This window comes from Streptomyces sp. NPDC006476 (genome assembly GCF_040612015.1).
In the GTDB taxonomy this organism is placed as follows: domain Bacteria; phylum Actinomycetota; class Actinomycetes; order Streptomycetales; family Streptomycetaceae; genus Streptomyces; species Streptomyces griseorubiginosus_B.
Genome location: NZ_JBEXPK010000061.1, coordinates 1 through 25,463, shown reverse-complemented (window position 1 = coordinate 25,463; position 25,463 = coordinate 1). Strand labels below are relative to the sequence as shown.

General features: G+C 71.7%; 24 protein-coding genes and 1 tRNA gene. 16 read left to right on the top strand and 9 right to left on the bottom strand.

Annotation, left to right across the window (positions count from 1 at the left end):
* Positions 1-66 precede the first annotated feature (66 nt).
* Positions 67-756, bottom strand: coding sequence for a hypothetical protein (locus ABZZ74_RS41055; protein ID WP_356949245.1), 690 nt, complete (start codon positions 754-756; stop codon positions 67-69).
* Between the two features lie 47 nt (positions 757-803).
* Here ABZZ74_RS41055 and ABZZ74_RS41050 point away from each other — a divergent pair, with 47 nt between their 5' ends.
* Positions 804-992 (top strand): DUF5703 family protein, encoded by a 189-nt coding sequence (locus ABZZ74_RS41050; protein ID WP_046732800.1) that lies wholly within the window; start codon positions 804-806, stop codon positions 990-992.
* Positions 993-1,072: 80 nt separating this feature from the next.
* Here ABZZ74_RS41050 and ABZZ74_RS41045 read toward each other — a convergent pair whose 3' ends face one another.
* The 3 genes from ABZZ74_RS41045 to ABZZ74_RS41035 form a co-directional block, all read right to left on the bottom strand.
* A complete protein-coding gene (locus ABZZ74_RS41045) occupies positions 1,073-1,906 on the bottom strand; it encodes a chaplin (RefSeq protein WP_356949244.1) in 834 nt (277 codons plus the stop codon).
* A gap of 156 nt (positions 1,907-2,062) precedes the next feature.
* Positions 2,063-2,296, bottom strand: coding sequence for a chaplin ChpH (gene chpH / locus ABZZ74_RS41040; protein ID WP_356949243.1), 234 nt, complete (start codon positions 2,294-2,296; stop codon positions 2,063-2,065).
* A gap of 136 nt (positions 2,297-2,432) precedes the next feature.
* Entirely contained in the window at positions 2,433-3,758 is a 1,326-nt protein-coding gene (locus ABZZ74_RS41035; protein WP_208779349.1) for a M20/M25/M40 family metallo-hydrolase, read from the bottom strand.
* A gap of 198 nt (positions 3,759-3,956) precedes the next feature.
* Here ABZZ74_RS41035 and ABZZ74_RS41030 point away from each other — a divergent pair.
* The 4 genes from ABZZ74_RS41030 (at position 3,957) to ABZZ74_RS41015 (ending at position 10,116) form a co-directional block, all read left to right on the top strand.
* Positions 3,957-4,044: transfer RNA gene (locus tag ABZZ74_RS41030), tRNA-Leu, on the top strand.
* Between the two features lie 346 nt (positions 4,045-4,390).
* A complete protein-coding gene (locus ABZZ74_RS41025; protein WP_356949242.1) occupies positions 4,391-8,257 on the top strand; it encodes a Pls/PosA family non-ribosomal peptide synthetase in 3,867 nt (1,288 codons plus the stop codon).
* Between the two features lie 77 nt (positions 8,258-8,334).
* Positions 8,335-9,705, top strand: a complete 1,371-nt coding sequence (locus ABZZ74_RS41020) for a M1 family metallopeptidase (RefSeq protein ID WP_356949241.1) — start codon at positions 8,335-8,337, stop codon at positions 9,703-9,705.
* Between the two features lie 18 nt (positions 9,706-9,723).
* The gene (locus ABZZ74_RS41015) at positions 9,724-10,116 is read left to right on the top strand and encodes a YchJ family metal-binding protein (RefSeq protein WP_356949240.1); all 393 of its coding nucleotides are present in this window, start codon (positions 9,724-9,726) and stop codon (positions 10,114-10,116) included.
* 6 nt (positions 10,117-10,122) lie between these two features.
* On the opposite strand, the gene ABZZ74_RS41010 is transcribed toward ABZZ74_RS41015, so the two are convergent.
* Positions 10,123-10,824: an FCD domain-containing protein gene (locus ABZZ74_RS41010; protein WP_356949239.1), complete on the bottom strand. Its 702-nt coding sequence runs from the start codon at positions 10,822-10,824 to the stop codon at positions 10,123-10,125.
* A gap of 130 nt (positions 10,825-10,954) precedes the next feature.
* Between ABZZ74_RS41010 and ABZZ74_RS41005 the strand changes: the two genes are divergently transcribed.
* From ABZZ74_RS41005 to ABZZ74_RS40985, 5 genes are all read left to right on the top strand, one after another.
* Entirely contained in the window at positions 10,955-11,473 is a 519-nt protein-coding gene (locus tag ABZZ74_RS41005; RefSeq protein WP_133047179.1) for a gluconokinase, read from the top strand.
* 38 nt (positions 11,474-11,511) lie between these two features.
* Complete coding sequence (locus tag ABZZ74_RS41000; protein ID WP_356949238.1) at positions 11,512-12,909, top strand: gluconate:H+ symporter; 1,398 nt, start codon at positions 11,512-11,514, stop codon at positions 12,907-12,909.
* 10 nt (positions 12,910-12,919) lie between these two features.
* A complete protein-coding gene (locus ABZZ74_RS40995) occupies positions 12,920-13,678 on the top strand; it encodes an SDR family oxidoreductase (RefSeq protein ID WP_356949237.1) in 759 nt (252 codons plus the stop codon).
* Between the two features lie 14 nt (positions 13,679-13,692).
* The gene (locus ABZZ74_RS40990) at positions 13,693-14,724 is read left to right on the top strand and encodes an L-idonate 5-dehydrogenase (protein WP_356949236.1); all 1,032 of its coding nucleotides are present in this window, start codon (positions 13,693-13,695) and stop codon (positions 14,722-14,724) included.
* Positions 14,725-14,832: 108 nt separating this feature from the next.
* A complete protein-coding gene (locus ABZZ74_RS40985) occupies positions 14,833-15,942 on the top strand; it encodes a hypothetical protein (protein WP_356949235.1) in 1,110 nt (369 codons plus the stop codon).
* On the opposite strand, the gene ABZZ74_RS40980 is transcribed toward ABZZ74_RS40985, so the two are convergent.
* From ABZZ74_RS40980 to ABZZ74_RS40965, 4 genes are all read right to left on the bottom strand, one after another.
* Positions 15,880-16,506 (bottom strand): cytochrome b/b6 domain-containing protein, encoded by a 627-nt coding sequence (locus ABZZ74_RS40980; RefSeq protein WP_356949234.1) that lies wholly within the window; start codon positions 16,504-16,506, stop codon positions 15,880-15,882. The two genes, ABZZ74_RS40985 and ABZZ74_RS40980, sit on opposite strands and share 63 nt — an antisense overlap.
* Positions 16,490-17,242 (bottom strand): molybdopterin-dependent oxidoreductase, encoded by a 753-nt coding sequence (locus ABZZ74_RS40975; protein WP_356949233.1) that lies wholly within the window; start codon positions 17,240-17,242, stop codon positions 16,490-16,492. The genes ABZZ74_RS40980 and ABZZ74_RS40975 overlap by 17 nt, the downstream gene beginning before the upstream one ends.
* A 124-nt stretch (positions 17,243-17,366) precedes the next feature.
* Positions 17,367-18,905, bottom strand: coding sequence for an APC family permease (locus ABZZ74_RS40970; RefSeq protein ID WP_356949232.1), 1,539 nt, complete (start codon positions 18,903-18,905; stop codon positions 17,367-17,369).
* 34 nt (positions 18,906-18,939) lie between these two features.
* Positions 18,940-19,881, bottom strand: a complete 942-nt coding sequence (locus ABZZ74_RS40965; RefSeq protein WP_356949231.1) for a hypothetical protein — start codon at positions 19,879-19,881, stop codon at positions 18,940-18,942.
* A 395-nt stretch (positions 19,882-20,276) separates the two neighbouring features.
* On the opposite strand from ABZZ74_RS40965, the gene ABZZ74_RS40960 reads away from it, so the two are divergent.
* The 6 genes from ABZZ74_RS40960 (at position 20,277) to ABZZ74_RS40935 (ending at position 25,350) form a co-directional block, all read left to right on the top strand.
* Positions 20,277-21,170 carry a DMT family transporter gene (locus ABZZ74_RS40960; protein ID WP_356949230.1) on the top strand — a complete coding sequence of 298 codons (894 nt, stop codon included), beginning with the start codon at positions 20,277-20,279 and terminating at the stop codon, positions 21,168-21,170.
* 574 nt (positions 21,171-21,744) lie between these two features.
* Positions 21,745-22,269, top strand: coding sequence for an NUDIX domain-containing protein (locus tag ABZZ74_RS40955; RefSeq protein ID WP_356949229.1), 525 nt, complete (start codon positions 21,745-21,747; stop codon positions 22,267-22,269).
* Positions 22,266-22,658: a DUF202 domain-containing protein gene (locus tag ABZZ74_RS40950; protein WP_208780979.1), complete on the top strand. Its 393-nt coding sequence runs from the start codon at positions 22,266-22,268 to the stop codon at positions 22,656-22,658. The genes ABZZ74_RS40955 and ABZZ74_RS40950 overlap by 4 nt, the downstream gene beginning before the upstream one ends.
* The gene (locus ABZZ74_RS40945) at positions 22,655-22,972 is read left to right on the top strand and encodes a DUF202 domain-containing protein (protein WP_356949228.1); all 318 of its coding nucleotides are present in this window, start codon (positions 22,655-22,657) and stop codon (positions 22,970-22,972) included. Before ABZZ74_RS40950 ends, ABZZ74_RS40945 begins: the two co-directional genes overlap by 4 nt.
* Positions 22,973-23,106: 134 nt before the next feature.
* Positions 23,107-24,129 carry a phosphotransferase family protein gene (locus tag ABZZ74_RS40940; protein WP_356949227.1) on the top strand — a complete coding sequence of 341 codons (1,023 nt, stop codon included), beginning with the start codon at positions 23,107-23,109 and terminating at the stop codon, positions 24,127-24,129.
* Between the two features lie 6 nt (positions 24,130-24,135).
* Entirely contained in the window at positions 24,136-25,350 is a 1,215-nt protein-coding gene (locus ABZZ74_RS40935) for an acyl-CoA dehydrogenase (protein WP_356949226.1), read from the top strand.
* The last annotated feature ends 113 nt before the right edge of the window (positions 25,351-25,463 follow it).

The window sequence follows — 25,463 nt, the reverse complement described above, 5'->3', positions numbered from 1 at the left end:
CTGCCCGCGCACATACGACGGCGGCGGTCACGGCATCATCCGTGACCGCCGCCGTCGCGGGGAGCCTCAGCGATCGATGTCCAGCGGCTCCAGATCCTCGTCCCCGTCGAGCTCGCCGTCCAGCTCGCTCTCCAGGTCCCCGTCGAGCTCGTCGTCGAGTTCGTCGTCGAACACCGCGCTGACGTCGAACCGGCAGATCACGCTCTGCGGATCGGCCCCCTCGAACGGCGCCTCCAGCCACTCCCCCGCCTCGGCGGGATCCTCGGCGGCCGTCACCCACAGCGTGGAGTCGCCCTCCTCCAGCCCGAACTCCTTGTGCCGCGAGGCGATCTCGTCCGGCTCGAACTCACCGAAGAGCACCCCCAGCGCCCCCGGCACCGTGCCGGAGACCTGCGTACTGTCCTCGTCCGCCGCCTCCACCCGTTGCGCCTGGGCCAGCAGCCGCTGCGGCTCCACCACGGTGTAGTCGCGACGGATCAGCACGCTCAGCGCGTTCGGCTCCTCCGGCCCCGTGTACGGCGGCAGGGAGTCGTCTCCGCCGGGGATCTCGAAGGGGGTCACTTCGTCGTAACGGTCGTAGAGCAGCTCGTCGTACGCCTCGGCGGCCGCCGCCAGCTGGTTGAACGCCTCGTAGACGGCCGGGTCGTCCTCACCCGACCTGCGTTCGACCGCCGCCAGGTGACGGTCGAGCGCGGTCTTGACCGCCTCGGCGGCGGCGCGTACCTCGGCAGCGGTGGGCTGCGCAGCATCAGACATAGTGCAGACGCTATCCGTACCGGGCCCCAGCCCGCACAATAGATGCGATGCCGGAATACGAATTTGTCGACGTGTACGTGCCTCGCGGGGTCTCCCGCAAGGAAGCCACACGCCTGCTGACGGACCATGCCGAGTACGGACACTGGGAGTTGGACCGCCTCAGCCTGATGCGCGACGGCAGCCGCAGGGTGCGGCTGCGCCGGCGGATCATCCGCCAGGTACGAGCCACGTGGTGAGCTGAGACGGCGACGGAGACGGCGGACACGGAGCGGGCCCCACCGAGGCGGGGCCCGCTCCGTGACGCGTTCACGCGGCGCTACGCCCTCGCGCGGGACTTGCGGTAGAGGACCGCGCCGCCGAGCAGCGCGCCCGCGCCCACCGGGAGCACGACGCCCAGCGGCAGGTCACTGCCGGTGTGAGCGAGCTGTGCGCCGCCCAGGGGGCTGCTGAGCGACTGGGTGCCCGGGTGGTTGACCTGCGAGGAGCCCCTGGGACCCGTGCCGCCCGGCGCGGACGGCGTGCCCGGGGCCCCGGGGTGCGTCGGACCGCCGGGGTGACCCGGGGTGCCGGGGCCGCCCGGGTGCCCCGGAGTGCCGGGACCGCCCGGCGTACCGGGCGGCGTCTCGTGGCCGCCCCCGGGAGGCGTGCCGTGACCGCCGCCGTGGAAGCCGCCGTTGGCGCAGTCGTCGCCGGTCGCGGAGTTGCCGACGCCGACGACGTCGACCGTGTTGCCGCACACGTTCACCGGCACGTCGATCGGTGCCTGGACGTGGTTGCCCGAGCCGACGCCGGGCGAGCCGCCGGTGTGCCCGCCGGCGTGCGAGCCCGTACCACCGCCGTGGCCCCCGGAACCGCCGTATCCGCCGTGGCCGCCGTAGCCTCCAGAACCGCCGTATCCGCCGTAGCCGCCGTGGTTGGCGCACTTGTTGCCCACCGCCGGGTTGAGCAGCCCGACGACGTTGACCGTGTTGCCGCACACGTTGACCGGCGCGTGCACCGGCGCCTGCACCGTGTTGCCCGACAGCACGCCGGGCGAGTCCGCGCTCGAGCCGCTCGCCCCCGAGTCGGCATGGGCGTAGCCGCCCGCGGCGGCGAGGACGCCGGTCGCGGCCGCCACGGTCATCAGGCCCTTGCGGGTGACCTGTCGCATTGCTGAATTCCCCCTGCCTTCGATCCTGACCTGGTTTTCGATCCTGACCTGGTTCTCGCGGATCTCGATCACGCGAAAAAGGCCGGTCGGCCCCGGAGCGCATGGCACGCACTCCGGAGCCGACGGCGTGAACAAACGACCCCTTGGGGGCCGACGTCAGTAGTTGACGCAGGTGTTGCCGAAGGCGGGGTTCAGCAGCCCGATCACGGAGACCGTGTTGCCGCAGACGTTCACCGGGATGTGCACCGGAACCTGAACGACGTTGCCGGACGCGACACCCGGGGAGTGCACCGCGGCACCCTGAGCGCCGGCGTCGGCGACGGCCAGGCCCGCACCCGCGAGAACCAGACCACCAGTGGCAGCCGCAGCAGCGACGACCTTCTTGATCATTATTCCTCCTTGTTGGCAATGCGATCCCAAGTAGCGGATCGCATCACCTGTAACGAGGAGGGATTAATGGAGCTACGAGCTTATGAGCGCATTCACTCTTCTCAGTCAGTTCCGTACAGGCTGACGATTACGGAGGTCACGATGCGTCGATGAAACGGTCGAGAACGCGCACGCCGAACTTCAGGCCGTCCACCGGAACCCGCTCGTCGACGCCGTGGAACATGCCGGCGAAGTCCAGCTCCGGGGGCAGCTTGAGGGGCGCGAAGCCGAAGCCGCGGATGCCGAGGTCGTCGAAGGACTTGGCGTCCGTGCCGCCGGAGAGCATGTACGGGATCGCCTTGGCGGTCGGGTCCTCGGCCAGCAGCGAGGACTGCATGGCCTCGACCAGGGCGCCGTCGAAGGAGGTCTCCAGGGCCTTGTCGGAGTGCACGTCCTCACGGCGCACCTTCGGGCCGAGGATCCGGTCCAGGTCGGCGAGGAACTCCTCCTCGTGCCCCGGCAGGAAGCGCCCGTCGACGTGCGCGGTGGCCTCGCCCGGGATGACGTTGACCTTGTAACCGGCGCCCAGCTGGGTGGGGTTGGCGGTGTTGCTGAGCGTCGCCCCGATGAGCTTGGCGATGCCGCCGAGCCGGGCCAGCGTCGACTCCATGTCCTCGGGGTCCAGCTCGGTGCCGAGCGCGTCGCCGAGTTCGTCGAGGAAGGCGCGGGTGGTCTTGGTGACCCGGACCGGGAAGGTGTGCCGGCCGAGGCGCGCGACGGCCTCCGAGAGCTCCGTGATCGCGTTGTCGCGGTGGATCATCGAGCCGTGGCCCGCCGTCCCGGCCACGGTCAGCTTCATCCAGTGCATGCCCTTCTCGGCCGTCTGGATCAGATAGAGCCGCCGCTGCTCGCTCACCGTGAACGAGAACCCGCCGACCTCGCTGATCGCCTCGGTGACGCCCTCGAAGAGGTCCGGGTGGTTGTCGACGAGGTGCCGGGCGCCGTACGTGCCGCCTGCCTCCTCGTCGGCGAGGAACGCCAGCACGATGTCCCGTGGGGGCCTGCGGCCGCTCCTGAGCCGGTCGCGCACGACGGCGAGGGTCATGGCGTCCATGTCCTTCATGTCGACCGCCCCACGCCCCCACACGCACCCGTCGGTGACCTCGCCGGAGAAGGGGTGGTGGGTCCAGTCGTCGGCGTTGGCCGGTACGACGTCCAGGTGGCCGTGGATCAGCAGCGCGGGCCGGGACGGGTCCTCGCCCTCGATACGGGCCACGGTCGAGGCGCGGCCCGGGTGCGATTCGAAGATCCGCGGTTCCAGGCCGACCTCGGCGAGCTTCTCGGCCGTCCACTCGGCGGCCTTGCGCTCGCCGGGCCCCGAGTGGTCGCCGTAGTTGCTGGTGTCGATCCGGATCAGCTCGCGGCAGAGGTCCACGACCTCGTCCTCGCCGGTGACGGTCCTGGTCGTGTCCGTGTCGCTCACGCTGCTTCCTCCCGCTGTCACTGCTGGTGGTTCCCCTCATCCTCCCTCCGACCCCGGCCGCGCCCCAAGGCCGGGCCCGGCCCGTCACACGCCGTTCACGCCGGGGCGGGGTCGCGACGGGGGGTGATCGGGCACCCCCGGGAGCCTGGTAATGTTTCCTTCGTCGCCGCGGGGGAAACCCCGCACGACAGACACCTTGTCCGGGTGGCGGAATGGCAGACGCGCTAGCTTGAGGTGCTAGTGCCCTTTATCGGGCGTGGGGGTTCAAGTCCCCCCTCGGACACCATCAGCGGACACTCCGGTGCTGACCGATATTCGGTCGGCACCGTTTGTGTTTTGGTCGGGCGCCGTGCATGTGCCCTCTCGCGTCGGGCGCCACATGCGCCCCGTGAGCCTCTCCTCACCCACGGTGTGGGACATCTCTCTCCGCCTTGAAGATCACCAGGTCAGAGGTGGTCTGCGGGGCTTCATGGTGTCCCGAACGGCCCTTCCGAGTGGCTGATCAGATGGCATGAACCTAGCGTCGTACTAAGATTTCCCTTTTGTTACGGAGCTGGAGGAGGACAACCCCAGGCAGACCTGCGGGCCCGCCAGCGCCCCGGAGGCTTCCGGGATCGAGACGCGAGGACCCGATGGCAGCCATACACGAGAGCAGTGCTCTCGGCCTGCTCGACGAAGAGCTCAGCGCTGAGATCCACCAGCAGTTCGGCGACACCGCACGTTTTTCGGGAGGTCAGGCGGCCTCCCCCCGCACGCTTGTCGACATCTTCGACGCGTCCGTGCGCTCGTACCCGGACGAACTCGCCCTGGACGACGGCACCGTCCAGCTCACCTACCGGGAGCTGGCCGGCGAGGTGGAGCGGCTGCGGCGCGAACTCGGCGCGGCCGGTGTCGGACTCGGTGACCGCGTGGGCGTCCGCGTGCCGTCCGGCACCAACGACCTGTACGTGGCGATCCTCGCGGTCCTGGCCGCGGGAGCCGCCTACGTCCCCGTGGACGCCGAGGACCCCGACGAGCGGGCCGAGTTGGTGTTCGGGGAGGCCGAGGTGCGGGCCGTCGTCGGCGCCGCGCACGAGCTGACCGTCAACGGGCGCGGTGACGTGCCCGCCGCCCGCCCGGGCGTCGAGCACGACGCGTGGATCATCTTCACCTCCGGCTCGACGGGCAAACCCAAGGGCGTCGCCGTCAGTCACCGCAGCGCCGCCGCGTTCGTGGACGCCGAGGCCGCGCTGTTCCTCACCGAGGACCCGATCGGTCCCGGTGACCGCGTGATGGCGGGCCTGTCGGTAGCCTTCGACGCCTCCTGCGAGGAGATGTGGCTGGCCTGGCGCTACGGCGCCTGTCTGGTGCCGGTCCCGCGCTCGCAGGTCCGCAGCGGCGCCGACCTGGGCCCGTGGCTGGTCGAGCAGGAGATCACCGTGGTCTCCACCGTCCCGACGCTCGCCGCGCTCTGGGAGCCGGAGACCCTCAACGACGTTCGTCTGCTGATCTTCGGCGGCGAGGCCTGCCCGCCCGAGCTGGTGCAGCGGCTGGTGACGGAGGGGCGCGAGGTCTGGAACACCTACGGGCCCACCGAGGCGACCGTTGTGGCCTGCGCCTCACTGATGAGCGGCGAGGAACCGATCCGCATCGGACTGCCGCTGGACGGCTACGAGCTGGCCGTCGTCGACGAGGCCGGGGAGCCCGTCCCGATGGGCGAGAGCGGTCAGCTGGTGATCGGCGGGGTCGGTCTCGCCCGGTACCTGGACGCGGAGAAGGACGCGGAGAAGTACGCGCCCCTCGAGTCGCTGGGCTGGGAGCGGGCGTACCGCAGCGGTGACCTCGTGAAAGCCGAGCGGGAGGGGCTGGTGTTCCTGGGGCGCGCCGACGAGCAGATCAAGCTCGGCGGGCGCCGGATCGAGCTCGGTGAGGTGGACGCCGCGCTGCAGGCGCTGCCCGGGGTGGCCGGCGCGGCCGCCGCCGTGCGCACCGCCCGCAGCGGCAACCAGCTCCTGGTCGGCTATGTCGTCACCCAGGACGGCTGGGACCACGCGGCCGCGGTGGAGAAGCTGCGCGCCGAGCTGCCCGCCGCGCTCGTACCGTTGATCGCCCCCGTCGAGGACCTGCCGACCCGCACGTCCGGCAAGGTCGACCGCAACGCGCTGCCCTGGCCGCTGGAGGGTCTGGAGACCGGTGGTCCGGCCGAGCAGCTCTACGGCACCGAGGCGTGGCTGGCCGAGCAGTGGGCGGAAGTCCTCGGCATCCCGGTCAGCGGCGCCCGCGACGACTTCTTCGCGATCGGCGGCAGCAGCCTGGCCGCCGCCCAGCTGACGACGAGGCTGCGCACCCGTTACCCGAGCGCGGCCGTCCTCGACATCTACCAGCAGCCCACGCTGCGCAAGCTGGCCCGCCACCTGGAGGCGTCGGCGCAGGACGACGGCGCCCGGCGCACGATCGCCCCGGTGCCGGTCCGCGCCAAGGTCGTCCAGTTGCTGCTCCTGGTCCCGCTGTTCACGCTGCTCGGTCTGCGCTGGACGATCGTGCTGGCCGCGCTCGGCAATCTGCTGCCCGCCTGGTCCTGGCTGCCGACGGCGCCCTGGTGGCTGCTCGCGGCCGGCGGCATCGCGCTCTTCAGCCCGCCCGGACGGCTCGCGATCGCCGCGGGCGGCGCACGGCTGCTGCTGCGGGGCGTCGAGCCCGGCCGGTACGCGCGCGGTGGCGGCGTCCATCTGCGGCTGTGGACCGCCGAGCGGCTGGCCGAGTTCAGCGGGGCGACCACGCTGACCGGTTCCTGGCTGGAGCGGTACGCCCGCGCGCTGGGCGCCAAGATCGGCCAGGACGTCGACCTGCACTCGCTGCCGCCCGTCACCGGCATGCTCAAGCTGGGCCGGGGCGCCGCCGTGGAGTCCGAGGTGGACCTCTCCGGCTGGTGGCTGGACGGCGACCGGCTGGAGATCGGGCAGGTCAAGGTCGGCGCCCACGCCACCGTCGGCACCCGCAGCATGCTCTTCCCGGGCGCCCGCGTCGGCAAGCGCGCCGAGGTGGCCCCCGGTTCCGCGGTGAACGGGCAGATCCCGACCGGCCAGCGCTGGGCGGGCGCGCCCGCGGTCAAGCTGGGCAAGGCCAAGCGGAACTGGCCCAAGGAGCGCCCGCAGCGCGGCACGTACTGGCGGGTGATGTACGGCCTGACGGGCCTCGTGCTCTCCGCGCTGCCGCTGATCGCGTGCGGGGCCGCCTTCCTCGTGGCGCACGCCCTCATCGATCCGGCCGCGCCCCTGCGCGGTGCCGCGCTCGCCCTCGTCCCGGCGACGCTGGCGTTCGGGGCGGCGTACGCGCTGCAGATCCTCGTCGGCGTGCGGCTGCTGAGCCTGGGCCTGCGTGAGGGGACGTACCCGACGCACAGCCGGACCGGCTGGCAGGCCTGGACGGTCACGCAGCTGATGGACCGCTCGCGCGAGACGCTGTTCCCGCTGTACGCCGGGCTGGTCACGCCGGTGTGGCTGCGGCTGCTCGGGATGCGGATCGGGCGGGGCGCGGAGGTGTCCACGGTGCTGGCGCTGCCGAGCCTGACGACGGTCGGCGAGGGCGCGTTCCTGGCCGACGACACGCTGACCGCGCCGTACGAGCTCGGTGGCGGCTGGATGCGGATCGGGCGCGCGGAGATCGGGCGGCGGGCGTTCCTGGGGAACTCCGGGATGACCGCGCCGGGGCGCAGCGTGCCGGACGGCGGGCTGGTGGGCGTGCTGTCCGCGACGCCGAAGAAGGCGAAGAAGGGCAGCTCCTACCTGGGGCTGCCGCCGGTGAAGCTGCCGCGGAACGCCGAGAGCGGCGACCAGAGCCGGACGTACGACCCGCCGGCCCGGCTGCTGTGGGCGCGCGGCCTGGTGGAGCTGTGCCGGATCGTGCCGGTGTTCTGCTCGGCCGCGATCGCGGGTGGCACGGCGGCCCTGCTGTGCCTGCTCGGGCCGTGGGCCGCGCTGCTGTCGGGTGTCGTGCTGCTCGGGGCCGGTGCGGTGGCCGCGTTGGTGTCGGTCGTCGCGAAGTGGCTGCTCGTGGGCCGGCACCACACCGGGGAGCACCCGCTGTGGAGCGGTTACGTGTGGCGCAACGAGCTCGCCGACACCTTCGTCGAGGTCGTGGCGGTGCCCTGGCTGGCCGGTTCCGTGCCGGGCACGCCGGTGATGACCGCGTGGCTGCGCGGGCTCGGCGCCCGGATCGGCAAGGGCGTCTGGGTCGAGAGCTACTGGCTGCCGGAGACCGACCTGGTGACCCTCGAGGACGCGGCGACCGTGAACCGGGGCTGCGTCCTGCAGACCCACCTCTTCCACGACCGGATCTTGCGGACGGATACTGTTGTTCTCCGTGAGGGCGCCACGCTGGGCCCTGGCGGGATCGTGCTGCCCGGCAGCACGATCGGGGCCCGCACCACCCTGGGTCCCGCGTCGCTCGTCATGGCCGCGGAGTCCGTCCCGGACGACACCCGCTGGCTCGGCAACCCGATCGAGGCATGGCGTCCCTGAACGCGGGCCACTCGACACCGGTGAGCGGCGTACCGGCGGGAGCGAGTGGTTCGACGGCGCAGGGAGCAGAAGCGGCAGTGGCAGTTCAGCAGTCGGGTGGTTCGGACCCGTACTTTCCGGAACACGGTGATGCCCGTTACCGCGTGCACCGGTACGAGCTCACGCTGGACTACCGTCCTGGTCCCAACCGGCTGGCGGGCAGCGCCCGGATCAGCGCCATAGCGGGTCGCTCGCCGCTCGCCGAGTTCACCCTCAACCTGGCCGACTTCAAGATCGGCCGGGTCAAGGTGGACGGCCGCCCGGCGCACTACACGCACCGCGGCGGCCGGCTGCGGGTCCGTCCCGCCAAGCCGGTCCGCCCCGGTGCCGCCTTCCCGGTCGAGGTGCACTGGTCGGGCAACCCCAAGCCGGTCCCCAGCCCCTGGGGCGGGCTCGGCTGGGAGGAGCTGGAGGACGGGGCGCTGGTGGCCAGCCAGCCGATCGGGGCGCCGTCCTGGTACCCGTGCAACGACCGGCCCGCCGACAAGGCCTCGTACCAGATCTCCGTCACCACGCCGTCCGCGTACGCGGTGGTCGCGGGCGGCAGGCTGCTGACCCGTACCACCAAGGCGTCCACCACGACCTGGGTGTACGAGCAGGCCGCGCCGACCTCCAGCTATCTCGTCGGTCTGGCGATCGGCAAGTACCAGACGGTGCTGCTCGGCGACCCGGGGCCGGGCGGGGTGCCGCAGCACGGGCACATCCCGGCGCATCTGCTGCCGGAGTTCTCACGGGACTTCGCGCGGCAGCCGCAGATGATGGATCTGTTCCAGGAGCTGTTCGGGCCCTACCCGTTCGACGAGTACGCGGTCGTGGTGACCGAGGAGGAACTCGATGTGCCCGTGGAGGCACAGGGGTTGTCGCTGTTCGGCGCCAACCATGTGGACGGGGCCCGGGGTTGGGAGCGGCTGGTGGCGCACGAGCTGGCGCACCAGTGGTTCGGCAACAGCGTGTCCATCGCGGACTGGCGGCACATCTGGCTGAACGAGGGTTTCGCCAAGTACGCGGAGTGGCTGTGGTCGGAGCGGTCCGGCGGGCGCAGCGCGCAGCAACTGGCCGCCGCCGCGCACCGGTTGCTGTCCTCGCAGCCGCAGGACCTCCGGCTGGCCGATCCGGGACGCAAGTCGATGTTCGACGACCGGCTCTACGAGCGCGGCGGGCTGGTCCTGCACGCGGTGCGCTGCGCGATGGGCGACGAGGCCTTCTTCCGTATGCTGCGCGGCTGGGCGGGACTGCACCGGGGCGGGGCGGTGACGACCACGACGTTCACGGCCCATGCGAACCGCTACGCGGACGAACCGCTGGACGGCCTCTTCGACGCCTGGGTGTACGGCACCCGGCTGCCCGCGCTGCCGGCCCAGATCCCGGCGCGTCCCTCGCACCCGCCCACCAACGCCGAGTCGGCGTAGGCGGGCGGGCCGGGCAGAATGGCCCCCATGTCCCGACGCCCCTCACCGTCCTGTCCCTGCGGTCTGCCGGGGACGTACGAGAAGTGCTGTGGCCGCTTCCACCGGGGTGAGGCGGCCGCACCCACCGCCGAGGCGCTGATGCGCTCGCGCTACAGCGCCTTCGTCCGGCGCGACGAGCCCTACCTGTTGCGCACCTGGCATCCGCGGACCCGCCCCGCCCGGGTCGGCTTCGACCCAGGGATGCGCTGGACGGGCCTGGAGATCCTGGACACCGCGGACGGCTCGGCCTTCCACGCCACCGGCACGGTGACCTTCCGCGCGTCCTTCAGGGGCGGCGCGCTGCACGAGCGGAGCCGCTTCGAGCGGGTGGAGGGGGCGTGGGTGTACGTGGACGGGGAGTTCCTCGACTGACGCCGGTCAGGGCGCCAGGATGTCCAGCTCCTGCAGCGCCCCCACCGTGATCTCCCTGGTGAGTTCCTCCGCGCGGGCCGCGTCGCCCGCTCGTACCGCCTCGGCGACCTGGACGTGGAGGGTGACGGCGGCGGGGTCGGGGTCCTCGAACATCACGTCGTGGTGGGTGCGGCCGGAGAGGACCTCGGCGACGACGTCCCCGAGGCGCGCGAACATCTCGTTGCCCGAGGCGGCGAGGATCACCCGGTGGAAGGCCACGTCGTGGACGAGGTACTCCTCCAGCTTGTGGCCGCGGGAGTTGGCGACCATGCCGAGGGCGCACTGGGTGAGTTCGGCGCACTGCTCGGCGCTGGCGTTCCTCGCCGCGAGCGCGGCGGCGACCGGTTCGACCGCCGAGCGCAGCACGGTCAGTGAGCGCAGCTGACGGGGGCGGTCGGCGCCGGCCAGGCGCCAGCGGATGACCTGCGGGTCGTACACGTTCCACTCGGCCTTCGGGCGCACGGTCACGCCCACGCGCCGGCGCGACTCGACCAGGTGCATGGACTCCAGGACCCGGACCGCCTCCCGCATCACCGACCGTGACACGTCGAAACGCTGTGCCAGCTCGTCCGTGCGCAGAACGCTGCCCGGCGGGTACTCGCCCGCTGTGATCGCGGGGCCGAGGGTGTCCAGTACACGGCCGTGCAGCCCCCGGCCCGCTGTGCTCATGCACTCAGAGTACGGGGTGGATCACAGGCATAAAAAGTCAGACTTATTTATGCCGGGGTCTTGAATTCGTCGTACCTAATCGGTTTCAGTTACGTCGACATCATGTGTCGAAGAGGACAGTGAGGCAGCGATGAGCACCCCCCATGTCGTCGTGGTCATGGGCGTCGCGGGCACCGGGAAGACCACCATCGGTCCCCTGCTCGCGGCGCGGCTCGGCGTTCCGTACGCCGAGGGCGACGACTTCCACCCGCAGGCCAACATCGCCAAGATGTCGGCCGGCGTCCCGCTCGACGACGAGGACCGGTGGCCGTGGCTCGACGCCATCGGCGCCTGGGCGCACGAGCGGGCCGGGCTCGGCGGGGTGGTCAGCAGCTCGGCGCTGAAGCGGTCGTACCGCGACCGTCTGCGCGCCGCCGCCCCCGGTGTCGTCTTCGTCCATCTCACGGGCGACCGTGCCCTGATCGAGGACCGGATGTCGCATCGGCAGGGTCACTTCATGCCGACGGCGCTGCTCGACTCCCAGTTCGCCACCCTCCAGCCACTCCAGCCGGACGAGGCGGGTGTCGCGGTGGACGTCACCGGCAGCCCCGAAGAGATCACCGAACGGGCCATGAAGGCGCTGAGCGCACTCCCCCACCCGGCCCGGTAAGACCCCTACCCAACTCCCCGTACCTGCAAGGGAAAACCGTGACCAGACTCAGCGTCGAGATGCTGGCAGCGGACGCACCCGAGCCGATCACCTCGGCCGGCCACGCTCAGCTGGGCATCGCCGTACTCGTGGGCATCGCCGTCATCGTCGTGCTCATCACCAAGTTCAAGCTGCACGCCTTCCTGTCCCTGACCATCGGCTCGCTGGTGCTCGGTGCCGTCGCGGGTGCCCCACTGGACAAGGTCATCCTCAGCTTCACCACCGGACTCGGCACCACGGTCGCGAGCGTCGGTGTGCTGATCGCCCTGGGCTCCATCCTCGGCAAGATGCTCGCCGACTCCGGCGGAGCGGACGAGATCGTCGACACCATCCTCGCCAAGGCCGGCGGCCGGGCGATGCCGTGGGCGATGGTGCTGATCGCCTCGGTCATCGGACTCCCGCTGTTCTTCGAGGTCGGCATCGTGCTGCTGATCCCGGTCGTGCTGATGGTCGCCAAGCGCGGCAACTACTCCGTGATGCGCATCGGCATCCCGGCGCTCGCCGGTCTGTCCGTGATGCACGGTCTCGTCCCGCCGCACCCCGGTCCGCTGGTCGCGATCTCCGCCGTCAAGGCCAACCTCGGTGTGACGCTGGCGCTGGGCATCCTGGTCGCCATCCCGACGGTGATCATCGCCGGCCCGCTGTTCTCCAAGGTCGCGGCCCGCTGGGTCGACGTCCCGGTCCCCGAGCGGATGCTGCCGCCGCGCGCGTCCGAGGAACTGGAGAACCGCCCCGGCTTCGGCGCCACCCTGGCGACCGTCCTGCTGCCGGTCGTGCTGATGCTGTCCAAGGCACTGGTCGACATCGTGATCGACAACCCCGACGACATCACCCAGCGCGTCTTCGACGTCATAGGCAACCCGCTGATCGCCCTGCTCGCGGCGGTGCTCGTCGGCATCTTCACGCTGCTGCGGCCCGCCGGGTTCGGCCGGGAGCGGCTCACGCCGCTGGTCGAGCAGGGACTCGCGCCCATCGCCGGCATCCTGCTGATCGTCGGCGCGGGCGGCGGCTTCAAGCAGACGCTGATCGACACCGGCGTGGGCCGGATGATCCTGGACATCTCCAAGGACTGGTCGATCCCGGCGCTGCTGCTGGCCTGGCTGATCGCGGTGATCATCCGGCTCGCCACCGGTTCGGCGACGGTGGCGACGGTCTCGGCGGCCGGTCTGGTCGCCCCGCTCGCGGCCGACATGTCGACCACGCACACCGCCCTGCTGGTCCTGGCCATCGGCGCCGGCTCGCTCTTCTTCAGCCATGTCAACGACGCCGGTTTCTGGCTGGTGAAGGAGTACTTCGGGCTGAGCGTCGGCCAGACCATCAAGACCTGGTCCGTCATGGAGACCATCATCTCCGTGGTCGCGGGCGGCCTGGTCCTGCTCCTCTCACTGGTCATCTAGGAGTACGAGGATGAGTCACCCCCTGTTCGACATCAGCGGCCGCAGGGCCCTGGTCACCGGCTCCAGCCGGGGCATCGGGCTGGCCCTCGCCCGGGGCCTGGCGGAGGCCGGATGCACGGTGGTCCTCAACGGCCGGGAGGCCGACCGCCTCACCAAGGCGGCCGCGGAACTGCCCGGCGACGTGCACACGGCCGTGTTCGACGTGACGGACGGTTCCTCCGTGAAGGCCGGTCTGGCGGACGTCGAACAGCGGGTCGGCCCCCTGGACATCCTCGTCAACAACGCGGGCATGCAACTGCGCGCCCCGCTCCTGGAGTTCACCGACGCCGACTGGCACCGCATCCTGGACACCAACCTCACCAGCGCCTTCCTCGTCGGCCGGGAGGCGGCCCGGTACATGACGGCCCGCGGTCACGGAAAGATCGTCAACATCTGCTCGCTGCAGAGCGAGGTGGTCCGCCCCGGCATCGCGCCCTATGCGGCCACCAAGGGCGCGCTGAAGATGCTGACCAAGGGCATGTGCGCCGACTGGGGCCCGCACGGTGTGCAGGTCAACGGCCTGGGGCCGGGCTACATCGAGACGGAGCTGACCCAACCCCTCGTCGAGGACGAGGAGTTCAGTGCCTGGGTGCGCCGCCGCACCCCGGCCGGCCGCTGGGGCCGTACCGAGGACCTGGTGGGCGGGGTGCTCTTCCTGGCCTCGCCCGCCGCGGACTTCGTCGGCGGACAGGTGCTGTACGTCGACGGCGGAATGACGAGCGTGCTGTGAAGGGGGCCCCGCGGATGCTCGGTTGTGTGATCCACGGTCAGGACGACCTGCGCGTCGAGGAGTTGCCGGTCCCGGAACCCGCCCCCGGACAGGCCCTGGTGGCCGTCCGCTACGGCGGGGTCTGCGGGTCCGACCTGCACTACTGGAGGCACGGCGGGGTCGGCGACTTCCGCCTGAGGGAGCCGATGCTGCTCGGGCACGAGGTGGTCGGGACGGTCCTCGCGTACGGCTCCCCGTCCCCCGCAAGTCCCGCCGCGGGTACGGCCGTCGCCGTGCACCCGGCCAGTCCCTGCGGTGCCTGCCCGGAGTGCGTGGACGGACGCCGGAACGTCTGCCGGGACACCCGCTACCTCGGCAGCGCGGCCCGCTTCCCCCACGTACAAGGCGGTTTCGCGGCCCGAGTGGTCGTCCCCACCGAGCAGTTGAGGCCGCTTCCGGAGGGGCTGGAGCTGCGCCGGGCGGCCCTCGCCGAGCCGCTGTCCGTCGCCCTGCACGCGGTGCGCCGGGCCGGGGACGTGACCGGCAGGCACGTCCTGGTCACCGGCGCCGGACCCATCGGCTGTCTGGTCGTCGCGGCGGCCAGGGCGGCGGGCGCCGCACGGGTCACGGTCACCGACCTGCTCCCCGCCGCCCTGGAGTACGCCCGCCTCGCCGGCGCCGACACCCTCGTACGGGCCGACGACCCGGACGATCCCGGGTGGCCGTCCGAGGTGGACGTGGCCGTGGAGGCGTCCGGGGTGGCGGCGGGGCTGGACGCCTGTCTGCGGCTGGTGCGGCGCGGCGGGGTCGTGGTCCAGCTGGGGATGCTGCCGCCGGGGCTCTCTCCCTTCGCCGGCAATCTCGTCGTCAGCCGGGAGATCGAACTGCGGGGCGCTTTCCGCTTCGACACCGAGTTCGACGAGGCGCTGCGGCTGCTGGCGGCCGAGCCCGCCTTCGACGGGCTGGTCAGCGCGGTGGTCCCGGTGCGGGAGGCGGGGTCGGCCTTCGCACTGGCGGCGGACCGCAGCCGGTCCTGCAAGGTGCTGCTGGACTTCGGGACTTCCTGAACATTCCCCAAGGATCAGCCGAATACGGGTTCCCCGGGCGCGTGGCCGCCCGCATGATGAGGAGATCCCCGGGCCTGGGAGCTCCGGGGGCGGACCGTGTCGGGGGGCATGATGGCGGTTTCCCTCGGGATGCGCATCTCGGGGCTGCTCGTGGCGGGAGCGGTGGCGGTGGCCGTCGCGGCCTTCGGCGGTGACGGAAGTGGCAGCCCGGACGGCGGAGGCCGCGGCAGCTCGATCGTGACCACCGGTCCCACGGTCACCGACGGCCCCCGTACAGCACCGCCTTCCCCCACTCCCCGTCAGTCACCGGCCGGGGAGGCCATGGGGACCGTACGCCCGGACGTTCCGCACCACCATCCCGGCGCCACGACCCCCCGTCGCAGCTCCCCCACGCCCTCTCCCAGCCACAGCAGCAGCCTTCTTCTGAGCCCGGGTTGGCTTCCGCCCGGCCCGGTCTCCCCCAACGCCGACCCCGCGCCCGACCCGGCCGGTGTCTACGACCAGCTGAGGGACCCGGGCCGGTGCCGGGCCGTCCTCACGGTCGTCCCGGCGGCCTCCGCCGACCCCGAGTGGCGGGTGCTGCGGGCTCTGGCCACCGCCTGTCTCGCCGTGCAGGGCCGAGGCGGGGGTTGGGCGACGGTGGCCAGGGAGTACACCGCGCTGGCCGGCAAGGTCGACACGTGCAAGGGGCGCGCCGCCCACGCCGTCCTCGGCGGGCTGCTGGAGCTGCACCGGTTGCATCCGCACGCCACCGTGCGGCTGAAGGCCTCCTCGGGCTCCGCGCCCGCGTGCGCCTACCGGATCGCCGGGGTGGACACCGAGGTGGCCCAGCCCGGCGACACCGTCGGGATCGAGCTGCACGGCACCTACTTCGACCCCGCCGAACTGCCCAGGTTCGGAAGCGTGTCCATCGGCGGGCGCGCGCTGCCCGTGCCGAGCGTGCTGCGCTCCGTGTCGGGCGACGAAGTGGTGCTGTCGGCGGTCGTACCGACCCTGGCTTCCTATCCGGCATCCGTCGACGTGGTCGTCCGCTACGGCAGCACCGAGGCACGTCTGAAGGACGCCTTCACGGTGGTGGCGCCCACCGTCACGGTCCCGTCACCTGGCGAGAGCTCGCAGCCGACGGAAAGGGCAGGGCCGCCCGCCGGGCCCGGTTCAAGGACGCCAGAGAGGGTGTTCCCGCTTCGCCCACTCCCGGCTCACCTTCCCCGTCCGTAGGCCGCTTCGGGCCTCCGGGTCGCCGATCGCCATGCCGATGTGCCCGGCGATGACGATCCCGATGGTCAGCGCCAGCCAGTCGTGCACGAAGGTCGCGCTGGTGCGCCACACGATCGAGGTGAGATGGGTGAACCACATGATCAGGCCCGTGCCGAGCATCACCAGCGTGGCCCCGGCGATCCAGGACGCGTAGATCTTCTGCCCGGCGTTGAACTTCGCCGCCGGACGCGAGGAGCGGCGCTTGTCCCGGCTCACGACCGCCAGCAGCCACGTCTTGTCGTGCGGCCCGAAGCGGTTGAGGTGCCCGAGGTCGGCGCGGAAGTGCCGGGAGACCAGGCCCACCAGCACGGGCACCGGCAGGGCGAGCCCGGCGCACTCGTGGACGCGCACCACCAGCTCGCGGCGGCCGACCAGTTCCGCGAACTGCGGGACGTAGAGGAAGGCGGCCGTCACCACGCACACGCCCATCAGCGCGGCCGTGGTCCGGTGCACCCACTTCTGCACCGGCCCGAACCGGCGGACCTCGGTGGCCGCCGGGGTGCGCGCCTCAGCTCGTAGGGTCATCGTCGCGTCCGTTCGACTTGCCGACCCAGGCGTCCACGTCGTAGCCCCGGTGCTCCCAGTAGCCGCGCTTGACGTGCTCGGTGACGGTGATGCCGGAGAGCCACTTGGCGGACTTGTAGAAGTACATCGGCGCCACGTACAGGCGGACCGGGCCGCCATGGTCGTGGCCGATCTCCTTGTCCTGCATGCGCAGGGCCACCAGGACGTCGGAGCGGCGCGCCTGGTCGAGGGTGAGGCTCTCGGTGTAGGCGCCGTCGAAGCAGGTGAATTGGACCGCCCCGGCGCCGGACCGCACGCCCGCCGCGTCCAGCAGGTCGGAGAGCCGTACCCCTTCGAAGGGGGTGTCCGGGACCCGCCAGCCGGTGACGCACTGGACGTCCTTGACCAGCCGGGTCTGCGGCAGGGCGCGCAGGTCGTCGAGCGTGTAGGTCTTCGGGCGGTCGACCAGTCCGCCGACGGTGAGGCGGTAGTTCGAGGCGTCCTTGTGCGGTACCGAGGTGGTCACCGAGTAGTAGCGGAAACCGCCGCCGTTCGGGAGCAGACCGGTCAGGCCGGTGGGGTCCTTGCCCGCGGCGGCGCCGAGGAAGCTCTCCAGGGCGCGCTGCACGGTGGGCGCGGTCACCACGCCGAGGGCGCCCAGGCCGATGGTGCCGAGCAGGACCCGGCGGCCGACCGGGGTGCCGCGTTGCGTGGACGGCGCCGGTTTGCCCGGCTCCTCGGGTTGTTCGGGGTTCACGTATCCATTCGAACACCCGCGGGCCCCGCCGGACCAGGAATCGCGGGTGCTCGTCAGGGTTCCGTAAGCACTTCTTACGGCGTTCTCAGAAACGCCCCGGTGCCATGCCGTCGACGCTGCGGTGCTACGCCGTCTCCTGGGCCGCCTTCTCCAGCTGGAACGCCTCGTTGCCGAGGCCGATGCGGGCGTGGGCCTCGGGTGCGCGCGAGCGCAGGACCAGGCCCTGGACGAGACCGACGATCAGGGCGAGGCCGACGGTGCCGGGCAGAACCCAGCTCAGCGCCGAGTCGGGACCGGCGCCGACCAGGACGTCGAAGTCCTTGACCGTGTAGCCGGCGATCACCAGCAGGGCGACGGCGGCAAGCGCCGAGGTCGCCAGCCGCCAGGCCTGCGCGCCCACGGCCCCGCGCCGGGCGAAGAAGACGATCACCGACACGGAGGCGGCCGCCATCAGCACGATCACCCCGAGCGCACCGATGTTGCCGAACCAGGTGAACAGGTGCAGCACGGGCGCCGTCGGATCACCGGTGGGCTTGTTGTCGGCGACCGCGAAGACGATCACGATCACCGCCGAGACGGCCGTCTGCAGCAGCGAGCCGGTGCCGGGGGCGCCGCTGGTGCCGGTGGTGCGGCCGAAGGCGCGCGGCAGCAGGCCCTCGCGGCCCATGGCGAAGGTGTAGCGGGCGACGACGTTGTGGAAGCTGAGCATGGCGGCGAACATGCCGGTCACGAACAGCACGTGCAGCACGTCGGTGAAGGTTCCGCCGAGGCGGGAGTCGGTCAGCGAGAAGAGCATGCCGGCGCTCTCCTTCTGCGCCACGCCGACGACCTGGGAGGGTCCCGCGGCGACGGTCAGCGCCCAGCAGCTGACGGCGAAGAAGACGGCGACACCGCCGACCGCGAGGAACATCACGCGCGGCACCAGGATGTGCGGCCTGCTGGTCTCCTCCGCGTACACGGGGGCCTGCTCGAAGCCGAGGAAGGCCGCGATGCAGAAGCACAGGGCGGTGCCGACGCCCGCGCCGCTGAGGGTGTCCGGATTGAAGGCGTGCAGCGACAGGCCCTGCGTCGCCGGGTCGGCCACCGCGGCGACGTCGAAGATCACCACAAGGATCACCTCGACGATCAGCAGCACTCCCAGCACCCGCGCGTTGAGGTCGATCTTCAGCCAGCCGAGCGCGCCGACGACCGCCAGTGCCACCAGCGCCGGTATCCACCAGGCGATGTCCACGTGGGCGTAGGTGGCGAACAGCCCGGAGACCTCGAAGCCGAAGATGCCGTAGATGCCGACCTGGAGCGCGTTGTAGGCGACCAGGGCCACCAGGGCGGCGCCCGCGCCGGCGGTGCCGCCGAGGCCGCGGGAGATGTAGGCGTAGAAGGCGCCCGCGTTGTGGACGTGCCGGCTCATCTCGGCGTACCCGACGCTGAAGAGGATCAGCACCACGCCGAGGACGACGAACAGCAGCGGCTGGCCGACGATCCCCATCACCGCGAATGTGGTGGGCATGACACCCGCGACCACCATGAGGGGGGCGGTCGCGGCGAGCACGGACAGCAGCAGACCGCCCGTGCCGAGGCGGTCGGCCCGCAGTGCGCGCTCCTGGCCCTTGAAGGTGCTGATGCCGGCGGCGGGTCTGCTCGCGCTGGAATTCTCGGTGGCCATGTAGGGACCGTCCTCGGGGTCGGTGTCGGGTCTGTCATGCCGTGCCGAGCGCGGCGGTGCGCGCGGCACGGAAGGCGGAGTACGGATCGCGGTCGGGGTAGGACCAGGGCGCGGCGGTGGCGTGCTCGCCGATCCGGTGGAAGAGGGCGGCCGCCTCGGCGCCCCGGCCCTCGCAGACCTTGGCGTGGGCCAGGAAGTTCAGGTCGACCAGCCGGCGCGGGTGGCCCTCGTGCTCCCACTCCAGCCACCAATCGAAGGCGGCCTTCATGACCTGCCGGGCCCGGCGTCCGGTCCAGTGGCGGGAGGCGGCGGGGTTGGCGGGTTCATGGCCGTGGGCGGCGAGGACGCGGTAGCGCTCGGCGTGCGCGATGACCGGCAGGACGGCGAGCGGGGAGTCGGCGGGGGCCTGTTCGGCGGACCAGTTGGCGAAGTCGTAGACCTCGTGCAGCGGATCGGGTCCGGCCTCGGCATGGCGTTCGGCGAGGCGGGCGACCATCACGTGGTGGGCATGGTGGTGGTCGGCGTATCGGGCGCGGATCTGGCCGAAGATCCGCTCGGTTTCGTCCCAGGCCTGCTCCAGCAGGAGGAGTCCGAGCCAAGGAGTGGGGTCGGCGGGCAGCAGGCCCGCGGCGCGCCGACAGGCCTCGCGGGCCTCGTCCGGCTGCTCCTTGCCGCGTGCGGCGCGCTCGACCAGGGCCAGCGCGAGAAGCAGGGCCCCGTCGCCGGAATCGGGTTCGGCGAGCAGCCAGTCCCGCGCCCAGGCGGCGGCGTGCCGCTCCTGCGCGAGCACGACCACCCGGTGGCCGCGCCGGTCCCAGTCGTCCCCCGTGTGCACGAGCAGCGACCGCGCCACCTGCCACCGCCCCTGCGCCAGGGCGGCCCGGGCGGCGACGAGCTCGCCGTCGTCGAGAGCCGCGTCCATGACCTGGGCCGCACGTTTGCGGGCCCGGCCGAGGGGCGGTGGGGGTGGAGTCACCTCGGGTTTCCTCACGCGGCACGGTCGGCGTAGGGCTGCGGACTGCCTTCGTCTGATCACGCACAGCAAACCGGCAGCCAATGGTTTACGTCAAGAGTCGACTGAGCCTTACACGCGTCAACTTCCGTTGTCCCTGTGGTAGTTGAGATCCGGACATCCGCCGCGCGGACGCGGGCCGGGGCCGGGGTGTGGCGTACGCCATGGCAACCGTCCCCTTTTACCCCGCACCATGTCCGGACGGCCGTGTCACCGCCCTCGACCGCCCCTTGATCGACGGCGCGAAGTGACGGGTCGACCGCCCGAATACGAGTACTCCCAGGGGCACGCCGGGCACTGGGACGCTACAGTCACCCAAACGCCCCCCGTAGCCCGGCCCAATGATCGAGGTACGCAGCGTGTCGGTTCTGGTTCTGGTTCTCGCCGTGAGCGCGGCATGCTGCCTGGGCTTCGGCTTCGTGCTCCAGCAGAACGCGGCACAGCACGCGCCCCTGGGTGACTTCCTCTCGCCCCGGCTGCTCCTGGACCTGATGCGGGTGCCGCGCTGGCTGGGCGGCATCGGGCTGATGGTGGTCGGCATGGTGCTCGGCGCCGTCGCGCTGAGCGAGGGCGAGATCTCCCTGGTCGAGCCGCTCCTCGCCACCAACCTGCTGTTCGCGCTGGCCCTCTCCCGCCGCCAGACCCGGCAGCCGCTCGGCCGTCAGGGGTGGACCGGACTCGCACTGCTCGCGGGAGGCGTCACGGCCTTCATCGTCGCGGGCCAGCCACGCGGAGGCAGCGCGCTCACCGACCCCTTCCGGCACTGGCTGATCATCGGCGCCATGCTCGGACTGGCCCTGCTCCTGACGACGTACGCCAAGCGTTCCCGGCTGAGCGCCGCCCCCGTGCTGCTGGCCCTCGCCGCGGGCGTCCTCTACGGCGTCCAGGACGCCCTCACCCGGATCAGCGGCCAGCGCTTCTCCGAGGGCGGCTTCACCGAACTGTTCACCACCTGGCAGCCCTACGGCGTGGCCGCGCTCGGTGTCACGGGCCTGATCCTGGTCCAGAGCGCCTTCGAGACGGCACCCCTGCGGATGTCCCTGCCCGCCCTTACCGCCGCCCAGCCGCTGGCCGGCATCCTGTGCGGGGTCGGCTTCCTGGGCGACCGGCTGCGCACCGACACCGGCGCCCTGGCCTGGGAGGCGGCGGGCCTCGCGGCGATCGTCGGCGGCATCGTCCTGCTCGGCCTGCACCCCTGCATGCCGACCGGCACGGCCAAGCCCGAACGAATCCGGGACCTGCAGCCGAACTGACGGCTGCCTAGCGCGCCGCCGGACCAGGCAGCGACCTCGGCCGTCAGGGCTGAACCCGGCTGACACCGCTCGCGGGCGCCGTCCCGACGTTCATCGTTGCGCGCCGGCTCCCCGGTGGCATCCCGCCCACCGACCCTTCCCGGGACGAGCCGACCGGATCCGGGACCTCCAGCCGAACCGACGGCGGGCCCGTTCACCCCAACCCATCTTTCCCGCCGCCAGACACCAGGCAGCGACCTCGGCCGCCACGGCCGGACTCGGCTGACACCGCTCGCGGGCGCCGTCCCGACGTTCATCGTTGCGCGCCGGCTCCACGGTGGCATCCCGCCCACCGACCCCTCCCGGGACGAGCCGACCGGATCCCGGACCTCCAGCCGAACCGACGGCGGGCCCGTTCACCCCAGCGCATTCCCACGCCGCCAGACACCAGGGTGCTCGCGGGGGGGGGCATCCCTGCGTTCACCGTCGCGCGTCGACTGCACGGCGGCAGCACACCCACCAGCCCCCTCCCGGGACGAGCCGAGCGGAGCCGGGAGCTGCCGCCGAACCGACTGCGGCCTGCTTGGATGGCCGTATGACGAACCCGGCAGACGAGATCCTCGACATCGTCGACGAGCACGACCAGGTCATCGGGCAGTCCCCGCGCGGCGAGGCGTACGCCAAGGGTCTGCGGCACCGTTGCGTCTTCATTCAGGCCCGGGACGCCGAGGGCCGCGTCTTCGTCCACCGCCGCACCCCGACCAAGCTGGTCTTCCCCTCCCTGTACGACATGTTCGTCGGCGGTGTGGTCGGCGCGGGCGAGTCCTACGACGAGGCTGCCCTGCGCGAGGCCGAGGAGGAACTGGGCGTCACGGGCCTGCCAACCCCCCGCTTCCTCTTCAAGTTCCTGTACGACGACGGCGCCGGTCGCACCTGGTGGTCGGCGGTGTACGAGGTGCGCTGCGCACTGCCGGTCCGACCCCAGGTCGAGGAGGTCGCCTGGCATGACTTCCTCCCGGAGGCCGAGGTGGAGCGGCGGCTCGCGGACTGGGAGTGGGTGCCGGACGGGCTGGCCGCGTTCGAACGCCTGAAGGCGCACCGGATAAAGTCCTCGACGTGATCGACTTCGCACGTAACGTCCGGCTCTGGTTCGCCCCCGAGCAGGTCCGAGAGGAAGGCCACACCCCCGACTACCGGTTCTCCCTGGCCAACGAGCGCACGTTTCTCGCCTGGCTGCGCACCGCCCTCGCGCTGATCGGCGGCGGCTTCGCGGTGGACCAGTTCCTCCCCGACCTGCGCTGGGCCTGGCGCGTCGGGCTGGCGCTCGCCCTGCTGGGCGCCGGTGTGCTGTGCTCGCTGCGCGCGGTCAACCACTGGATGCGTTGCGAGCGGGCCATGCGCCGGGGCGAGGACCTCCCGGTCTCCCGCTTCCCGGCCCTGCTCAGTGTGGTCGTCGCGATCGTGGCCGTCGCGATGGTCGTCGTGGTCCTGGTCGGGTGGGAGGGATGAGCACGGCCGAGACCCGTGACCCCGGCCTGCAGCCCGAACGCACCCGCCTCGCGTGGCGTCGTACGACCCTGGCGAGCACGGTGGTCGCTGTACTGGCCATGAAGACGGCACTGCACGGCGGCGTGTCGTCGGTAGGCGTCGTCGCCTGCGCCCTGTGCTGCGCCCTCTGGCTGGCCTTCCTCCTCCTGGCCCACCGCCGCATCCGCGCACTCGCGGCGGACGCGGCTCCCGTCGTCCTGGCTCCCCGCCACGCCATGGCTGCCATCCTGTGCACGGTGGCCATGGCGGCGTGTGGGGCGACACTGGTGTTCTGAACGTGGGGAGCAGGCTCCCGTGCGAGCTTCGGCCCAGGGTGGCCCCGGTCACTTCGAGTCCTGGCACTGGACGACATACCGACCAGTCGGCATGATGGGGCGAGTCCCGTTCACGCGCCCGCGAAGGAGCACCGATGAGCCCCGATCATCCGCCAGGTCTCGATCTCGACCGGCTGCGCTCCCTGCTGGAGCGCGAGCGGCCCGGTCTGGTGCAGGGCCCGCTGACCGGCCGGCTGATCGAGGGCGGACGCTCGAACCTGACGTACGCGCTCTCGGACGGCACCTCGAAGTGGGTCGTACGGCGGCCTCCGCTGGGCCATGTCCTGGCCACCGCGCACGACATGAAGCGTGAGCACCGGGTCATCAGCGCGCTGCACCCGACGGAGGTGCCGGTGCCCCGGCCGGTGCTGCTGTGCGAGGACGAGGAGGTGCTGGGGGCGCCCTTCTACGTCATGGAGTTCGTCGAGGGCACTCCGTACCGCACCGCCGGCCAGCTCGCCCCGCTGGGCCCCGAGCGGACCCGGGGCGCGGTGCTGTCCCTGGTGGACACACTGGTGGAGCTGCACGCGGTGGACCCCGCCGAGGTGGGTCTCGCGGACTTCGGCCGCCCCGAGGGCTTCCTGGACCGGCAACTGCGCCGCTGGGGCAAGCAGTTGGACGCCTCCCGCAACCGCGACCTGCCCGGCATCGACGAGCTGCACGCCGAGCTCGGCCGCCGCCTGCCGACCTCGCCCGCACCGACCGTCGTCCACGGCGACTACCGCCTGGACAACGTGCTGATCGGAGCGGACGACAAGATCAAGGCCATCCTGGACTGGGAGATGTCCACGCTTGGTGACCCGCTCACCGACCTCGGCCTGCTGGTGATGTACAGCCTGCCGCTCGGCACGCCCGACTCCCCCGTCTCCACGACCGCCGAGGCCCCCGGCCACCCGGCCCCCGCCGAACTGGTCGAGAGGTACGCGGCCCGCTCCGGGCGGGACGTCTCGGCCGTCTCGTGGTACACGGCGTTCGCCTGGTTCAAGCTCGCCGTGATCCTCGAGGGCATCCACTACCGCTACACGCTGGGCCAGACGGTCGGCCAGGGCTTCGACCGCATCGGGGGCCTGGTCCCCGTCTTCATCGAGCACGGTCTGACGACCCTTCAGGAAGGCTGATCGCACATGGACTTCGCGTTCGACGCGCGCACCGAGGATCTGCGCGCCAAGCTGCTCGCCTTCATGGACGAGTACGTCTACCCGGCCGAGGCGGTGGTGGAGGAGCAGCGCGCAGCGCTCGCGTCCCCGTGGGACACCCCGGCCGTCGTCGAGGAGTTGAAGGCCGAGGCGCGCAGGCAGGGGCTGTGGAACCTCTTCCTCCCCGACGGCGAGTACGGCGCCGGTCTCACCAACCTCCAGTACGCCCCGCTCGCCGAAATCACCGGCCGCAGCCCGCAGTTGGCGCCCACGGCCCTCAACTGCGCGGCACCGGACACCGGGAACATGGAGGTGCTCGCGCAGTTCGGCGACGAGCAGCAGAAGAAGCAGTGGCTCGAGCCGCTGCTGGCCGGTGAGATCCGCTCGGCGTTCGCGATGACGGAGCCGGAGGTGGCCTCCTCGGACGCCACCAACATCACCACGCACATCCGGCGCGAGGGCGACGAGTACGTCATCACCGGGCGCAAGTGGTACATCTCCGGGGCGATGAACCCGGACTGCAAGATCTTCATCGTGATGGGCAAGACGGACCCGGACGGGCCCGACATCCGCCGCCAGCAGTCCATGGTGCTGGTCCCCCGCGACACCCCGGGCGTCACCGTCAAGCGCGCGATGCAGGTCTTCGGCTACGAGGACCACTACCACGGCGGCCACGCCGAGGTGCTCTTCGACCAGGCGCGTGTGCCGGTCACCAACCTGATCGGGGAGGAGGGCGGCGGCTTCGCCATCGCGCAGGCCCGCCTCGGTCCCGGCCGGATCCACCACTGCATGCGGCTGATCGGCATGGCCGAGCGCGCCATCGAGCTGATGTGTCGCAGGGCCGTCTCCCGCACCGCCTTCGGCAAGGCACTGGCCCAGCAGGGCGTCGTGCAGAACTGGATCGCCGACGCGCGCGTGGCCGTCGAGCAGCTGCGTCTGCTGGTGCTGAAGACGGCCTGGTTGATGGACACCGTCGGCAACAAGGGCGCCCACGCCGAGATCCAGGCCATCAAGATCGCCACGCCCCGCACGGTCGTCGACATCATCGACCGCGCGATCCAGCTGCACGGCGCGGGCGGCGTCAGCCAGGACTTCCCGCTCGCCGAGCTGTACGCCGGCGCCCGCACGCTGATGCTGGCGGACGGCCCTGACGAGGTGCACCAGCGCTCGCTGGCCCGCCGGGAGTTGAAGAAGTACCTGTGATGGCGGGGGCCGGGGCCCGCTAGGTGTACTGACCCGTGAGGTTGGGGACGCGGCTGGCGGGTGGTTGCCCTTTCAGTGCGGTGTGTCCGCGGTGGTGATTGTAGGTGTGCAGC

Bases quoted from the DNA above. Each gene is read 5' to 3' on its own strand.
- ABZZ74_RS41055 (WP_356949245.1), bottom strand. From the start codon at position 756: ATGTCTGATGCTGCGCAGCCCACCGCTGCCGAGGTACGCGCCGCCGCC.
- ABZZ74_RS41050 (WP_046732800.1), top strand. From the start codon at position 804: ATGCCGGAATACGAATTTGTCGACGTGTACGTGCCTCGCGGGGTCTCC.
- ABZZ74_RS41045 (WP_356949244.1), bottom strand. From the start codon at position 1,906: ATGCGACAGGTCACCCGCAAGGGCCTGATGACCGTGGCGGCCGCGACC.
- chpH (WP_356949243.1), bottom strand. From the start codon at position 2,296: ATGATCAAGAAGGTCGTCGCTGCTGCGGCTGCCACTGGTGGTCTGGTT.
- ABZZ74_RS41025 (WP_356949242.1), top strand. From the start codon at position 4,391: ATGGCAGCCATACACGAGAGCAGTGCTCTCGGCCTGCTCGACGAAGAG.
- ABZZ74_RS41015 (WP_356949240.1), top strand. From the start codon at position 9,724: ATGGCCCCCATGTCCCGACGCCCCTCACCGTCCTGTCCCTGCGGTCTG.
- ABZZ74_RS41010 (WP_356949239.1), bottom strand. From the start codon at position 10,824: ATGAGCACAGCGGGCCGGGGGCTGCACGGCCGTGTACTGGACACCCTC.
- ABZZ74_RS41005 (WP_133047179.1), top strand. From the start codon at position 10,955: ATGAGCACCCCCCATGTCGTCGTGGTCATGGGCGTCGCGGGCACCGGG.
- ABZZ74_RS40995 (WP_356949237.1), top strand. From the start codon at position 12,920: ATGAGTCACCCCCTGTTCGACATCAGCGGCCGCAGGGCCCTGGTCACC.
- ABZZ74_RS40990 (WP_356949236.1), top strand. From the start codon at position 13,693: ATGCTCGGTTGTGTGATCCACGGTCAGGACGACCTGCGCGTCGAGGAG.
- ABZZ74_RS40985 (WP_356949235.1), top strand. From the start codon at position 14,833: ATGATGGCGGTTTCCCTCGGGATGCGCATCTCGGGGCTGCTCGTGGCG.
- ABZZ74_RS40980 (WP_356949234.1), bottom strand. From the start codon at position 16,506: ATGACCCTACGAGCTGAGGCGCGCACCCCGGCGGCCACCGAGGTCCGC.
- ABZZ74_RS40970 (WP_356949232.1), bottom strand. From the start codon at position 18,905: ATGGCCACCGAGAATTCCAGCGCGAGCAGACCCGCCGCCGGCATCAGC.
- ABZZ74_RS40955 (WP_356949229.1), top strand. From the start codon at position 21,745: ATGACGAACCCGGCAGACGAGATCCTCGACATCGTCGACGAGCACGAC.
- ABZZ74_RS40945 (WP_356949228.1), top strand. From the start codon at position 22,655: ATGAGCACGGCCGAGACCCGTGACCCCGGCCTGCAGCCCGAACGCACC.
- ABZZ74_RS40940 (WP_356949227.1), top strand. From the start codon at position 23,107: ATGAGCCCCGATCATCCGCCAGGTCTCGATCTCGACCGGCTGCGCTCC.
- ABZZ74_RS40935 (WP_356949226.1), top strand. From the start codon at position 24,136: ATGGACTTCGCGTTCGACGCGCGCACCGAGGATCTGCGCGCCAAGCTG.